Here is a 14,855-nt window from a genome sequence, read left to right on the forward strand (position 1 = left end):
AATCAGGCAACTGACCGGTGTTTTTCATACAGGAACTGCAGCACCTGCTGACGGTACTGGTGGAACAGGTGATCGTTCGCCAGCGCCAGCCGTGAGCGCGGACGCGCCAGTTCTACCTGCAACACGTCGCCGACTTTCGCTGCCGGGCCGTTGGTCATCATCATTACGCGATCTGAAAGCAATACCGCTTCGTCCACGTCGTGTGTGATCAGCAAAATCGTGGTTTTCAGGCGCGACTGAATCTCCATCACCGCATCCTGCAAATGTGCACGGGTTAACGCATCGAGCGCGCCGAAAGGTTCATCCATCAGCAACACTTTCGGTTTCATCGCCAGCGCACGGGCGATGCCCACCCGCTGTTTCATTCCGCCGGAAATCTCACCCGGACGTTTGTCAGCCGCATGCCCCATGTGCACCAGGTCGAGGTTGTGCGAAATCCAGTCACGCATTTCACTTTTACTCATCACCCCTTTAAATACCTGATTCACCGCCAGCGCCACGTTCTCAAAAGTGGTCAGCCACGGCAGCAGTGAATGGTTCTGAAACACCACGCCGCGTTCCGGGCCGGGGCCGGTGATTTCCTGGTTATCACACAGCAACACGCCTTCCGTCGGGCGACTCAGCCCGGCAATCAGATTCAGTAAGGTGGATTTTCCGCAACCTGAATGACCAATCAGGCTGACCGTTTCGCCCTGCGCAATATCAAAGCTGACGTTGTCGAGCGCCAGAAACTGCCCTTTCGCGGTCGGGAAACTCTGGCTGACGTTCTGCACGCGGATAATGGCTTTGTCGTTTTTCATCTCAGGCTCCTAACGGTTGTCGTAACTGAATCGGCGGGCAATGGCCATCAGCCCCTGCTCCAGCACCATGCCCACCACGCCAATCAGCAGGATGGCGATAATGATGTTTTCCACGTTGAGGTTGTTCCATTCGTTCCAGATCCAGAAACCAATCCCGACACCGCCGGTGAGCATTTCGGCGGCAACAATCACCAGCCAGGCGATACCAATCGACAGCCGCACACCGGTGAGGATGTAAGGCAGTACCGCCGGAAACAGGATCTTACGCATTACAGTGAATTCGCTGAGTTTCAGCACCCGCGCGACGTTGAGATAGTCCTGCGGAATACGCATTACGCCCTCAGCCGTATTGAGGATCATCGGCCAGATCGAGCAGATAAAAATGGTCCACGCCGAGGCGGGTTCCGCGCGCTGGAACAGCAGTAAACCGATGGGTAACCACGCCAGCGGACTGACCGGCCGCAGCAATGAAATGATCGGATTGAGCATGCTGGCGATAAAACTGAAACGCCCGATCAGGAATCCGGCAGGAATGCCGATCAGTGCCGCCAGCCCGAAGCCCATCGCCACACGTTTGAGCGATGCCAGTACGTTCCAGCCAATGCCCATGTCGTTCGGTCCGGCGATGTAAAACGGATCGGCGAAAATCACTTTGGCCGCTTCCCAGGTTTTCAGCGGCGTCGGAAACCCTTTACTGCTGAGCGCGGCAATCTGCCACAGTGCGATCACGACGATGGCGCCCAGCAATGCCGGAATGGCTTTTTGCAACACGCGGTGCATCACCACGCGCAACCGGGCGAGATAAGCCGTTTTGGCGGCGCGGACCGGCAGCGCGGCGTTCTGCGTTACCGGGGCGATCGGTACAATTTCTGCACTCACCGGCTCGGTCAGCGCGATAACATTAGGTTTTGAATTCATGGACATCGGCGACCTCACTTAGCGTTTCATGGCAAAACTGTTGGCGTATTCAGCAGGATTACTGCCGTCCCAGACTTTCCCGTCCATCAGCGTGCTGCTGCGCATATCCCCGGACGGCAGGTTGATGCCGCCGACCGCCGTCGCCGCCTGTTTGTAGACGTCAATGCGGTTGATTTTTTTGGCCACCGCCAGATAGTCCGGATCTTTGTCCAGCAATCCCCAGCGTTTGTGCTGGGTCAGGAACCACATGCCGTCGGAGAGATACGGGTAGTTGACTGCGCCGTCGTTGAAGAAGCGCATGCTGTGGGTGTCTTTCCACTTTTTGCCCAGTCCGTTTTCGTAATCACCGAGCATCCGCCCCTGAATCGTTGCCACCGGCGTATTGATGTAGGCGCGTGCGGCGACGACCTGCGCGGTTTCGGTACGGTTGGCATCGGAGGTGTCAATCCAGCGTGAGGCATCAAGCACGGCGGCGGTCAGCGCACGGGCGGCATTCGGATTGGCCGCGACCCAGGCTGACGTCGTTCCGAGAATTTTTTCCGGATGATCCGGCCAGATCTCCTGTGACGTGGCGGCGGTGAAACCGATATCGTCCTGTATGGCGCGCTGGTTCCAGGGTTCACCGACGCAGTAACCGCTCATGTTGCCGATCTTCATGTTCACCACCATTTGCGGCGGCGGTACGACCACGTTGCGCACATCGTTAAACGGGTGAATACCGGCGTTCGCCAGCCAGTAATACAGCCACATGGCATGCGTGCCGGTGGGGAATGTCTGCGCAAAGGTGTAGGTGCCTTTGGCGCTGGCATCGACCATTTTTTTCAGCGAAGCCGCATCGGTGACACCGGCCTGTTTCAGCTGATTTGAAAGCGTGATCGCCTGCCCGTTATTGTTGAGCGACATCAACATCGCCATGTCATGCTGCGGGCCGGACACGCCCAGTTGCAGGCCATACACCAGCCCGTAAAGCACATGCGCGGCATCAAGTTCACCGGACACCAGTTTGTCGCGTACCGACGCCCAGCTTGATTCCTTGCTGGGGATAATTTTGATGCCGTACTTCTCATCAAACTTTTTCACTGCCGCCATCACCACGGACGAACAATCGGTCAGCGGAATAAACCCGACGCGGATTTCTTTTTTCTCGGGCGCATCTGAACCGGCCGCCCAGACGCTGTTCATAAAGCCCGGCATCATCATGCTGCCGCCCAGCACCGCACTGCCGGCAATAAAGCGGCGGCGGGAGAATTGCCCCGGAGTTTTTTTATCGTCTTGCGTCATTGCGGCTTCCTGTAATGTTGAAAAATGAGCAAAAAAAAAGCGTCCTGTCAGCGCTCAGTTTCCTGAACGCTGACGGACGCCTTTATCCGTAATCCTGACTAAACCGCCATTGGTTTAGTCCTTATGTTGTAAAACAATGCAGCTTGTATGCCAACTTCGCGCATCGCAATAAAATCAGCCGGTTAGCGCATTTCCCGCACTCGCCTGACCGCCTGGTGCACCGCCACAGCACGCAGTGCACATCACAATGGCACACGGACAGTGCAGATACTCCTTAGGGATTAGTCGCCTTTCTTCCCTAATACAGCCGATACCGCAAGCATCGCTTCGGCAATCTCCGACAGCTTCTTGTTCTGGTTCATCGCCATATCACGCAGAGTTTTATGCGCCTGCGGTTCGGTCAGGCCGTGGTGTTGCATGAGCAACCCTTTGGCGCGTTCCACCAGTTTTCGCTCAGCCAGCGTGGCGCGAAGCCCGGCCAGTTCGGCATCGAGCGCCTGTAACTGACGGGATTGCTGCTCGACCAGCTCCAGTACGCAACGGCTGAGCTGCGGCGGCATCAGCGCCGAATAATGCGACTCCTGCTGCGGCATTTCTCCGATATCTTGCTGCTGAAGGGCAAGCGACGCCTGCGCTTCGCGGATCCGCTCACGGCAGCACTCCATCAGAATGTCTTCCAGTAAATCTTCCACCACTTTCATGCCGTCAATACGCACGGTGGTCACCTCAAACCAGCGCAGCGCAGCATCCGGGCCGTCATCTGCCGGGGTGGTTCGGGTGCAGGCAATCCGGCGCAGGCGCTCGAACTCGCTGCTGTCGGCGCTCAGTTGTTGCTGCCACAGCGCCAGACAGCGGACATCGGCAAATTCCCTGAAGGTTTGAAAACACCGCTCCTGACCTTCGATCAGATCTAAAAGCAACTGATGCGTCACGTCATCGAAGTGCCGCGCGGCAAACCCTGCAGCGCCTGATGCACGCTCCTGTCCGGCCAGTTCCTTACCCTGCATAAAGCTAAACATCGCCAGTAACGCCCGTGAAATGGACGGGTCACCCGAAATATCGGCGGCTTCAAATACCAGCGCCAGGTGCGTGCGGATAACCTCGCTGTACTGACGCATGGCTTCCGGCTGGCTGATATCCAGCGCCCGCACCTGACGGCGCAGCACCGGCAATGTGCTGAGGCTGTGTAAGACGGCAGCGATACGGCTGAACAGACGCGGCGCATTGCCCATGCTCTGTCCGTTAAGATCCCGCGCAAGCAACTGCTGGTCCACCGCCTGTTCCGCCATCTGGACCTGTAACGCCCGCTCACTCAGTTGTTCCGCCCACAGTTCGCCGTGCGAACATAAATAGATGTTCGCCGTGCCCCGCTCACGTTGCAGCACATGGATCAGCTGGCTGACCGCGCCGACCAGCTTGCCCATCTCCAGCAGTTGTTGCAGGCAGATGATTTCACTTTTTTTCGATGCCAGTACGAAACTAAGGGCAGAAAGGGACATAGAGGAACCTGATATCAGACAGAGGTTGATCAGGTTAAGCAAGAAGTGTGCCGGAGATGAAATACCGGTGCAGGTAGCCTGTCCCCGCGCGTATTGATGATTACAACGTCTCAAGTACGCGGCAGGCTATCTGGTTGAGTTCTATAAATTCAGGCCAGCTATATTGCTGCTGATAATTCAGTAAAAACTGTTTTTCGACCTGACATATCAGCGGGCGCTGGTCATAAACCTTACATTGGCGGCGGGTATCATCGTAGTGACGGCAGGCACCGTCACCGCGATCGAGATAGCGCGTTTCCTCTGCCCGATGAACATGGCGGCAACAGGCACCGCACTGATTACAGGGAAAAGATGGCGTCAGACTCATAAAGAACTCAGCCAGCTTCGGGTGGATTGTGCATTTCCGGCCTCAAAAGGCAGGCTGATATTGCGTTTCTCCGCCTCTGCTTTCAGCAGCAATCCGCGGCAAATTTCATCATTGATCAACCCTAAATGTCCGGTAAATGCGGCAAGTTCATCCGCATCCATAGCAAACTCAATCCGGGTTAATTCCAGAATATAACGATCAAGCTCCGCATTCACATTCTGGAAATAGTCTACCGCTTTCTGATATTTATCCTTGAATCTGTCGAGGAATGCCCATAGTTTTTGCATCAGAGCACTGCTTTCCAGAAAATAATTCATGGTCAGCGTGAGGATCCCCGTCGCCAGTGCGCTGCAAAATGCAGCAAGTTCAGGGCCGAACGGGAACAGAAATACGCTCGCCAGATATTCATTAATCAGCGCACCCGTTACGACGGCAATTCCCGCGGCTATCACGCGACTCGCCGCTTTGGCCTGCTGGCCTGGCGGCAGATTATCCGGATTGAACACCATGATTTTGAATGCCTGAACCAGATTATTCCACATCTCGCGGATCAATCTGACCAGCATCTTTTTCGTAGTGAAAACAATGTTAAACAACGTCGTGGTGATAGCCGACAGCACGCCACCCAATACGCCGTCTTTAAAGGCCGTGAGAAAATCACGAAATTTTGCTTTTACCCGTTCCCATGCGGCGACCAATGTTTCACCGATATCACCCAGGAATTCTCTGGCATCAAAGCGTTTACGCTGGCGGGCATAGAGGGAAGGGATGCGTTCGTGAACTTCAAACCAGACCTCTGCGAGGATAAGCCCCAGCATCTGACGGCTTCCCATCCGCAATCCGGTTGATAACGACGCACTGGCGACATTCAGGGCAAATTTGCTGCTGGTGTAATAGCTGAGGTTGACTTCTGATTCATAACGCCCCCGTGCTTTTTCATCTGCTTTCTGCATCCGTTCAAAATCTGCTTTAGACTTGTTTTCCAGACTTTGCAGACGCTTCTGCTGTTTCTCCGTCAGCACCGGCTGACTTTTTAAGGTCGCGATTTCCTGCTGATTAACCTGATATTCCTTTTGCAATTTTTTCACGAAATCCGACATCGGCTGTGCTTTTTTAGAGGTGTTTAGCGTTGCTCCGGTCGGCGTCAGATTGCTGTCATCATTGGCCAGATCGGCTCCGTTCAGTTCTGACAAGATCCGACCTGCATCATGATGAATTTCGTTGGCGGCAATAATATGGTCAAGATGCACCTTGTCATTGGGCTTTAGCGTTTCGCCCGTGTAGCTGTCCGTTAATGTCCCGGCTTTGCGCTGCGCACTGACGCTGGCGTTGTTTTTTTTATAGTTTGCATGTTGATGGTAGACATCAGGATCATAGGCTGCACGGTTTTCATACCGCGTGCGTTCTTCTTCAGTAGCGTAAATCCCCTTTCGGACATTTTGAATCGTATTAACATCACCGCCGTCCTGATCTTTAAGCAGCAGAAAATCAAGGCCAAATGATGTTGCGAGACTTTTCACCACAGTCTCATGTAATTCCTTTCCCCAATCTATTTCCTGCGTCGCCATAGGATAATGCCACCTGTTGTATAAATAGCCACTCTGAAAAATACCGGGCACGCAGGCCCGGTCAGTTTTAAGCTTTTAAGGTATATTTCGCGCTATCCACTTCGGATTTAGCCAACGCCTTATCCAGTGCGTGTTTATTCAGCACGTTGATCCCATCCGTATCGGTCTGCAATTGCACGACACCGTTCTCAATAACAGCTTCATTTTTTTCATTGGTCACTGGTTTAAATAACGGCGTGGTAATGACATCGGTCATAATAGCCGCCAGCATGTAACCATTCTCAATCATACGCAGACATTCTTCAGAGTCTTCAATAGCATCCTGAATATTGTTATTACGACGCTCGAGAATTTTCTGATGCATTTCTTTCAGCGGGGTGAAATAGGTCGCAAAAAGGGTGTGAAGCTGAGACAAGGAAGTATAAATAGAATCAACATATTTATTCACCACTTTAAGATGCGACTCGGCCAGATTCATTTTATCTACGGCAGATCTCACCTGACGGGCGACATCCTGTGCATTTTCCAGTGCTTTCTCCGCATGTGCCGCATAAGCCCAGCCGGCGATCATCAGGATGGGTGCAACCACCGCGCCGCCCAATACCATCGCCCCACCGGCCATACCCCAACCGCCTGCCGCCAGCGAGCCTCCGCCAATGGCAGCCATCGTGGCATTATAGGCTGCTGCACCTGAGAGTGCTGCGATAGGTGTGCCGGTGGAGGCCGCCGCAAACGCCACGACACCACTGTAAACAGCGAATCCGGCCGCTGCACCTGATGTTCCGGCCCCCACAACAGTTCCGAGATATTCGGTCGCCGAAATAGCCAGCTTCTCAATCTTGTTTAAACGATGCTGTGGTATTTCCAGACGCAACTGGGTATGGCCGTCTTGCTCCATTTTTGCCAAAAGTTCTTTAGCTATGGTGTCAAACTCGCGGAATTCCTCGCCAATTCTTAATTCTTTTTTACCCAGGCGTTCAAGTTTGCGGGAAGCGTCATCATTGACGATATCGAAGGCTTTCTTGCGACTGTCATAGCGATTTTTAGCCCCCTCAAGGATCTCATTGGCTTCAGATTTGTCCTGATAGCCTTTGTACGCTTTTTTACCGCCGACGGCAGTTGCAATTGCTGCGGCACCTAAAATGATTAGAGGAATTGCCATAATACATCTCCATTGTTATTTAAATTATTTTGCCTCTGCGGGCAGTAAGGATTTTTCAGCTGAGGACAGGTAGCCTTTTAATAAACGGAAAAGCGCATCCCTGAGCCAGAAAGGTTCAAGAATTTCTATCTCAGGCAACCAGAAAAGTATCAGCGGTAATATTTGATTTTCATGCGCAGCCCGGCAACTCACGACAACACCATTTCCGTCATCCTGAAGCATTTTCTGTTCAGGCAGTAAGTCACGTCTTTTGAAATAATGAGCATGGCGTCCTTTCACATGAAGTTTCACGTCAAAGCCTTCCCGGCTAATCCAGGGATCCTGACTGCTTTCCAGTAAAGCCATTACCGTAATATCGGGAATAAAGGTTTCTTTTTTAATATCCAGCCACTCGATCTGACTCAGTGAAAAAGATTTCAGCTTCCCTTTATCTGTCGCCTGTAAATACCAGATATTGTGCTGATTGATAAGCCGGTACGGGTGGAGTTCCCGGTCTTTACCTTTATAGGTCAGTTTACAGAGATTCCGCTGTCTGATGGCTTTCTCGATGGCCGGGAAATGACGACGAAGATCGGCCTTTAACGTATGTTCAGGGCTGGCATTCCGAATGCTGATATGTTTTTCGTTCAATCGGGCATCGAGATACTGCCAAAAATCACTTCCACGTTCGGGGAAGTAACTGTCAGCCTGCAAAAATTTTGCCAGCGAATGATGCAAATTTTCCGTTTGTGTCGATTGCAGAGCGGATGAAAGCCGGTATTCACCTTCGCCACAGTGCTCAATGACCGTCGACAGTGCATTCAAATCACGATAGACCGTCCGTTCAGTGATTGAGAATTTCTCCATAAGCGAATTGCGTTTAACAACGCCATTCAGGTGTAGCTCCGTTAATATATCAACCAGCCGCTCCGCCGAGCGGCACTTTACGCGACGCGCCATCGTTTAATCCTAAAGCTACAGTGAGGTGATGTGGTGATTATCCATAACTCACTGACAGGGTTTGTCAGTCACCCATTCGGTACTTCTCTTTTATCGCCCGTTTTTGACAAAACTTAAATTTTTAGGGGTATTCATCACAAAAAAATATGAACAACTTAATGAAGTAAAAAAAAGTCCGTCAGCACGCAGTTTCCCGGATGCCAACGGACGCCTTTTCTTTCAAATTTCGGCCTGTAACATGGAAACATAATGCTGTTTCAGCAGCATAATAATTCAGCATGTCAAAACCTGAATAATCAACCTGTACTTTTAATGCGCGTTAAACGGCGGACCAGATCCATTTCGGCGCGACGGAACGGAATGCCGTATTCGTCGAGCACATCGTGAAACCATAAATGGGCATAATCGTGATTGCCCTTGCGCACCGAGGGCCACGGCAGCGTGGTCTGGGTTTTACCGCGCACTAATCCCCACTGATAACAGCCCGCATTGAACGCGCTGAACAGCGGCAGTTGCTCCTCAAAAACGCTGCCGACATGGCGCGCCAGCCATTCGGTACATAACATCGGGCGGTTGAATTTCTGCCAGAAACGCAGTGTCTGTAAAAGTTTCGGCGTGGCGACATACGCGTGGAAACTGATGACGTCAGAAAGTTCAGCCGCCGCCACATCGATGGGATGGGTGAAAAACTCGCTTTCCGGCTGGTCCGGATCCTGTGAACAATGCCAGGCACCGACGGTCAGCGGCTGGACGGGATCTTCCCCGCGCGCCCAGACAAACGCCTTATGCATCAGTTCCAGCGCAAATCCTTCCAGTTTTTCGTCATACATCGTTTCTTCCAGTCCGGTGGCGAACGTGCCACGGTTACCCGGTTCGTTGTACAAATCCCAGATGGCAATACGGTCGTCGGTGCGGAAATGACGGATGATGTCGCGCACATAAATCTCCACCTCCGGCCACATATCGCGGTTGCAGACCACATCCCGCCCCGGACTGGCAGCCGCCTGACTGTTATGTTTGCCCGGTTCCGGTGCTTTTTGCGGCCCGAGGAACGGCTCGTCGCCGGAGAATCCGCAATCGTCCATCAGCGTGAGCATGACCCTGATGTCATGACGACGGGCAATACTGAGAAACTGATCGATGCGCGCCAGCAAACCGTCGCGATCGGCCTGCCAGACGATAAACGGCAGATTGATACGCAACTGGTTATAACCCGCTTCCTGTGCCCAGCCGAGTTCCTGATCAATCACCGGCGCATCAAAAGTTTCACGCTGCCACAGTTCGGTCCAGTTAACCGCCGTGCGCGGCAGATAATTAAATCCGCAAATCCAGCCCTGTTGCTCACTCCACGCAGCCGCCTGTTCCCTGCTCCATTGCTTTTTCATTCATCACTCCTGATGTTAAAATGCATTAACTCATATTATTCGCTGCTTTTTATTACCTGCGAACAATAGCTGCAATTTGCATGCTCAGGTTCTGCAATTAAGATCACACTCTTTTTACCTAATTTGCTGAGCCAACAGGCAAATTTCCCCGCGTGACAGAGGGTGAAATTAAAATAGAATTAATGGAGAAGGAGAAAAAGAATAGCAGAGTGGATGCAATGGGATAATTATATTGCATGTTTGTTACAGGAAATAATAACGTTAAAACTATAATAAATAATGACGAAAATAACTTCAGTAAATGAAATGATTAATTAATACCTTCCGGTAACGGGGAATACCCGGTCTGCGGATATTCCCCGTTACGGCATTAGCCCAGATCCCCCCCGTTACTGGCAATCACTTTCTTGTACCACCAGAACGATTTCTTTCTCTTTCTTTCCAGCGTGCCATTACCGGCATCGTCGCGGTCGACATAAACGAAGCCGTAGCGCTTGCTCATTTCACCGGTCGAGGCGGAGACAAGATCGATACACCCCCATGAGGTGTAGCCGATCAGCGGAACGCCATCGGTGATCGCTTCACCCATCGCGCGGATGTGCTCACGCAGATAGCTGATGCGGTAATCGTCATTGATTTCGCCCTGCGCGTTGATTTCATCTTTCGCGCCGAGGCCGTTTTCGACCAGGAATAACGGCTTCTGATAGCGGTCGTACATCATGTTCATGGTGATGCGCAGACCGAGCGGATCGATGCCCCAGCCCCATTCGCTGGCCTCGATGTACGGATTTTTCAGCGATTTAACAATATTCGCCGCGCTGCTGTTGTTGTCGTTCATGTCTGCTGACGCACAACGCGACGCGTAGTAACTGAACGAGACAAAATCGACGGTGTTTTTCAGGATGCCGTCATCGCCCGGCTCAGTCACGACGTTAACGCCCTTTTCGGCAAAGACGCGGCGGGTATATGACGGATATTCGCCACGCGCCTGCACATCGATGAAGAACAGGTTCTCGCGGTCTTTTTGCAGGGCCGCCCAGACATCAGCCGGTTTACAGGTTTGCGGATAGAAATTTCCGCCAGCCAGCATACAACCGACCTGATTCTCCGGGTTCACTTCATGGGCAATTTTTGTCGCTAAAGCACTGGCCACCAGCTCATGGTGCGCCGCCTGATATTTCACCTGCTCCTGATTTTCGCCCTCTTCAAAGACTAAACCGGCACCGGAGAACGGGCTGTGCAGCAGGATGTTAATTTCGTTGAAGGTCAGCCAGTATTTCACCAGCCCGTCGAACGCTTCAAAACAGGTACGCGCATAGCGGGCGAAAAACTCCACCATTTTGCGGTTACGCCACGAGCCGTATTCGATGACCAGATGCATCGGCACATCAAAATGGCACAGCGTCACCAGCGGTTCGATGCCGTACTTTTTGCATTCCGCAAATACGTCACGGTAAAACGCGATACCTTCTGCGTTCGGCACCTGCTCATCACCATTGGGATAAAGACGGCTCCAGGCAATCGAGGTGCGGAACACGGTAAAGCCCATTTCCGCCATCAGCGCGATGTCTTCTTTGTACCGATGGTAGAAATCAATCGCCTGATGCGCCGGATAAAACTCGTCGTCTTTCAGGGAGAAACGTTTTTCCTGACCGGTTTTTACCGCCAGACGGTGCGCGCCATGCGGGATCATATCTACCGTGGTCAGCCCTTTGCCTCCTTCGAAACTGCCGCCTTCGGCCTGGTTTGCGGCAATCGCGCCGCCCCATAAAAAACCTTCAGGAAATGCTGATGCTGACATGTAAAATCCTCTCCTTTAATTTATTTAACTGCGCTTTGCGAAACCGCAAAGGAGGCGGAAGCCGTTGATTCCGGCGCTGTATTTTTTGGCGCCACGGTTTCCACCGGAATATCTTCAAATCCGAGCAGCAAGGTAGTGAAGAAGGAGATCACCACCGCGAGGACCATCACGCCCACCACCCAGACAATACTCATCGGATTCGACGGGTCGAAGAACTGCACGCTGGTAAACAGCCCCGGCGACGCCATCGAATGGCTGGCGAGTCCGCCTAATCCCGCCACGCCACCGCAAATAAAGCCGCTGATTAAGCAGGCGATCAGCGGACGTTTCAGCCGCAGCGCCACGCCGTACAAGGCGGGTTCGGAAATCCCGGCGACAATCGCTGAAGCCGCTGCGGCCAGCGCAGTCTGACGCAGTTCCGGGTTTTTGGTACGCCACGCGACCGCCAGTGAAGAACCGCCCAGTGACAGGTTCGCGCCAATTTCGGACGGCATCACCATGCCCTCTTTGCCGGTTTCTGCGATGGTCTGAATAATGGTTGGCGTGAATACGCGGTGCATGCCGGTCATCACCAGCAGCGGCCAGGCCGCACCCATAATGGCGACAGAAAGCCAGCCCAGATAACTGTGAACGGTGTACACCACCGCTGAAATCCCGGTACCGATCCAGATGCCCAGCGGACCAATCAGCATGATGGCGATCGGTGCGGCAATCAGCATAATCAGCATCGGTTTGAGGAAGTTTTTAGTGACAACCGGTGTAATGCGATCGACCCATTTTTCAATGTAAGACAGCAGCCAGGTCATGCACAGCGCCGGAATAACGGTGTAGGTGTATTTCACCGCCGTGACGGAAATGCCGATAAATTCGACTTTCTGCCCCTGTGCCGCTTTCGCCATTAAATCGATAAACGCCGGATGGACAAGGATCCCGGCAATCGCAATCGCCAGCGACATATTGGTTTTAAATTTCACCGCTGCCGACGCCGCCACCATCACCGGCAGGAAGAAGAACGCACCGTCGCCGATGGTATTGAGGATCACCAGCGTGGAAGCGCCCTTGTCGAACACGCCGGTCATATCCAGGATCATCGCCAGCAGTTTCACCATTGAACCACCGATAATGGCCGGGATCAGCGGCGACATGGTGCCGATCAGCGCATCAAGAATGCCGGAGCCGATACGTTTCAGGGTGATTTTATTTTTCGCCGGTGCAGCGCTGTCGTCACTGGCTGAGAAGCCTTCCGGCAGCAGTTTCAGCACTTCAGCGTACGCCTGAGAAACGTTATTACCGATGATCACCTGGCACTGTTTTTCGTTGCGCACCACGCCCATCACGCCGGTAATGGCTTTCAGTGTGGCGGCATCAACAACAGATTCGTCATTCAGCACAAAGCGCAGGCGCGTCATGCAGTGTGTCACTGCCGCAACGTTCTGTGCGCCGCCGATGGCATCCACAATCGATTGTGATATTGCTGCAAAATTTTTAGACATGTGTACAACTCTCTCAGATTCATAGGGTTATGAATGTTTTTCAGAAGCCCTGGCTCCTGTGAAACCACTTTTTATGAACGTTATGCTTTTTTATGAAAGGCTGTGAAACGATAGGTAACCGGTTTCATACGAGAATGTTCAGTTCCATCTGTAACTTCAATAAAAAAATGCAACGTTGTTTTATTTTTGTGATGACGATCTCTCACTGCCGTTCTGTTATGCCAAAAACATCGTAAAACGGCTGAAATGTGTAGAATGACGCATCATTTTTCACTTTCAGGAAGCCCTGATGTCGACAATGCAGGAAGTGGCTAATAAAGCGGGCGTCTCCAAAGCCACCGTTTCCCGTGTACTTTCCGGTAAAGGTTATGTGAGCCAGGAAACCAAAGATCAGGTATTTAAAGCCATTGAGGAAGCGGGATACCGGCCAAATTTACTGGCGCGCAATCTGGCGACCAGCAAGTCGATGTGCATTGGCCTGGTGGTGACCAACACGCTGTACAACGGCAATTATTTCAGTGAGTTAATTTCTCAGGCGGCAAAAAAACTCGACGCCAATGGCCGTCAGTTGATCCTGGTCGATGGCAAACACAGCGCCGAAGAAGAACGGGAAGCCATTCAGTTTCTGCATGATTTACGCTGCGACGGCATTATTATTTATCCGCGCTTTTTATCCGTTGATGAAATGGATGAGATCATCGATAAATATAAAAAACCGGTGATGGTGGTTAACCGTAAATTGCGCAAACACCAGAGCCATTGTATTTACTGCGACCACAAAGGTTCCGGTTTTAATGCCACGCAGACCCTGATTGAACACGGTCACCATAATATTGCGTTTATCACCGGTTCCCTGGATTCCCCGACGGCGATAGAACGTCTTTCGGGTTATAAAGAGGCGCTCGCCGCAGCCGGATTGCCGGTCAGGGAATCGCTGATTGCGCAGGGAAAATGGTCGCCAGCCAGCGGTGCTGCCGCCGTGGAAACCCTGCTGATGACCGGTCAGACTTTCAGCGCAATTCTCGCCAGTAACGATGAAATGGCGATCGGCGCGATGAAAAAACTGAACGAAACCGGTATTGCCGTACCCGCACAGGTTTCGGTGATCGGGTTTGATAATATCCCGACCGCGCCGTTTCTTATTCCGGCGCTGTCGAGTGTAAAGGATCCGGTCAGCGATATGGTCAGTGAAGTCATCAGTCAGATTATTTCCATGCTCGATGGCGGTTATTTATCCCAACAGAATAAGTTTGTGTCCGAACTTATTTTGCGGGATTCGGTGATTAACGGGCCCTGCGCCTCCATCAGCTTTCCCTAAACGCGGTTTAAATTATCCGTTAAACACAGCGGATTCAGCTTTATCCTGATTGTTGTTTCAATCCTGAGCATCTTTAAGCGCCAAAGACTCAGCCGCACATTGTTGCGGCTTTTTTACATGCTGATTAACTGCTTGTAACGCATGAACATTATGTGCCTTTTTATTAAAGCCCCGAACTTACCTGCCGATAACACTCCCGTTAGTTAAAACCCAAATAACAGATTTCACTTAAGGCCGATCTTTTTGCTAAATACGCTTAAATTTAAGCACGTTAGAAGCAAAATTTGGCGAAGTAAGAATTTTCTTATGCTAACGTTTCACGGG

Annotated in this window: 12 protein-coding genes; 1 reads left to right on the forward strand and 11 read right to left on the reverse strand. The window is 52.0% G+C overall.

The window, feature by feature from the left end:
- Positions 1–2 precede the first annotated feature (2 nt).
- The 11 genes from GW591_RS07065 to ascF all read right to left on the reverse strand — a co-directional run bounded on the left by GW591_RS07065 (position 3) and on the right by ascF (position 13,213).
- The gene (locus tag GW591_RS07065) at positions 3–800 is read right to left on the reverse strand and encodes an ABC transporter ATP-binding protein (RefSeq protein WP_013575696.1); all 798 of its coding nucleotides are present in this window, start codon (positions 798–800) and stop codon (positions 3–5) included.
- Between the two features lie 9 nt (positions 801–809).
- Positions 810–1,724, reverse strand: coding sequence for a nitrate ABC transporter permease (ntrB, locus tag GW591_RS07070; protein ID WP_112152400.1), 915 nt, complete (start codon positions 1,722–1,724; stop codon positions 810–812).
- 12 nt (positions 1,725–1,736) lie between these two features.
- Entirely contained in the window at positions 1,737–2,999 is a 1,263-nt protein-coding gene (locus tag GW591_RS07075) for a CmpA/NrtA family ABC transporter substrate-binding protein (protein ID WP_013575698.1), read from the reverse strand.
- 281 nt (positions 3,000–3,280) lie between these two features.
- Complete coding sequence (locus GW591_RS07080; RefSeq protein WP_013575699.1) at positions 3,281–4,498, reverse strand: nitrate regulatory protein; 1,218 nt, start codon at positions 4,496–4,498, stop codon at positions 3,281–3,283.
- Between the two features lie 100 nt (positions 4,499–4,598).
- Complete coding sequence (locus GW591_RS07085; RefSeq protein WP_013575700.1) at positions 4,599–4,865, reverse strand: YkgJ family cysteine cluster protein; 267 nt, start codon at positions 4,863–4,865, stop codon at positions 4,599–4,601.
- Positions 4,862–6,433 carry a cobalamin adenosyltransferase gene (locus GW591_RS07090; RefSeq protein WP_166860411.1) on the reverse strand — a complete coding sequence of 524 codons (1,572 nt, stop codon included), beginning with the start codon at positions 6,431–6,433 and terminating at the stop codon, positions 4,862–4,864. Before GW591_RS07090 ends, GW591_RS07085 begins: the two co-directional genes overlap by 4 nt.
- A 67-nt stretch (positions 6,434–6,500) precedes the next feature.
- Positions 6,501–7,595 carry a hypothetical protein gene (locus GW591_RS07095; RefSeq protein WP_013575702.1) on the reverse strand — a complete coding sequence of 365 codons (1,095 nt, stop codon included), beginning with the start codon at positions 7,593–7,595 and terminating at the stop codon, positions 6,501–6,503.
- Positions 7,596–7,619: 24 nt separating this feature from the next.
- Positions 7,620–8,534, reverse strand: coding sequence for a helix-turn-helix transcriptional regulator (locus tag GW591_RS07100; protein WP_112198694.1), 915 nt, complete (start codon positions 8,532–8,534; stop codon positions 7,620–7,622).
- Between the two features lie 296 nt (positions 8,535–8,830).
- Positions 8,831–9,919 carry a glycoside hydrolase 5 family protein gene (locus tag GW591_RS07105; RefSeq protein ID WP_112198693.1) on the reverse strand — a complete coding sequence of 363 codons (1,089 nt, stop codon included), beginning with the start codon at positions 9,917–9,919 and terminating at the stop codon, positions 8,831–8,833.
- Positions 9,920–10,289: 370 nt separating this feature from the next.
- Positions 10,290–11,720 carry a 6-phospho-beta-glucosidase gene (locus tag GW591_RS07110; RefSeq protein ID WP_126124188.1) on the reverse strand — a complete coding sequence of 477 codons (1,431 nt, stop codon included), beginning with the start codon at positions 11,718–11,720 and terminating at the stop codon, positions 10,290–10,292.
- A 20-nt stretch (positions 11,721–11,740) separates the two neighbouring features.
- Positions 11,741–13,213 (reverse strand): PTS cellobiose/arbutin/salicin transporter subunit IIBC, encoded by a 1,473-nt coding sequence (gene ascF, locus GW591_RS07115; RefSeq protein WP_013575706.1) that lies wholly within the window; start codon positions 13,211–13,213, stop codon positions 11,741–11,743.
- Between the two features lie 289 nt (positions 13,214–13,502).
- Between ascF and GW591_RS07120 the strand changes: the two genes are divergently transcribed.
- Positions 13,503–14,531, forward strand: coding sequence for a LacI family DNA-binding transcriptional regulator (locus tag GW591_RS07120; protein ID WP_166860413.1), 1,029 nt, complete (start codon positions 13,503–13,505; stop codon positions 14,529–14,531).
- The last annotated feature ends 324 nt before the right edge of the window (positions 14,532–14,855 follow it).

The sequence above is a fragment of the Rahnella aceris genome (assembly GCF_011684115.1).
GTDB lineage: Bacteria > Pseudomonadota > Gammaproteobacteria > Enterobacterales > Enterobacteriaceae > Rahnella > Rahnella aceris.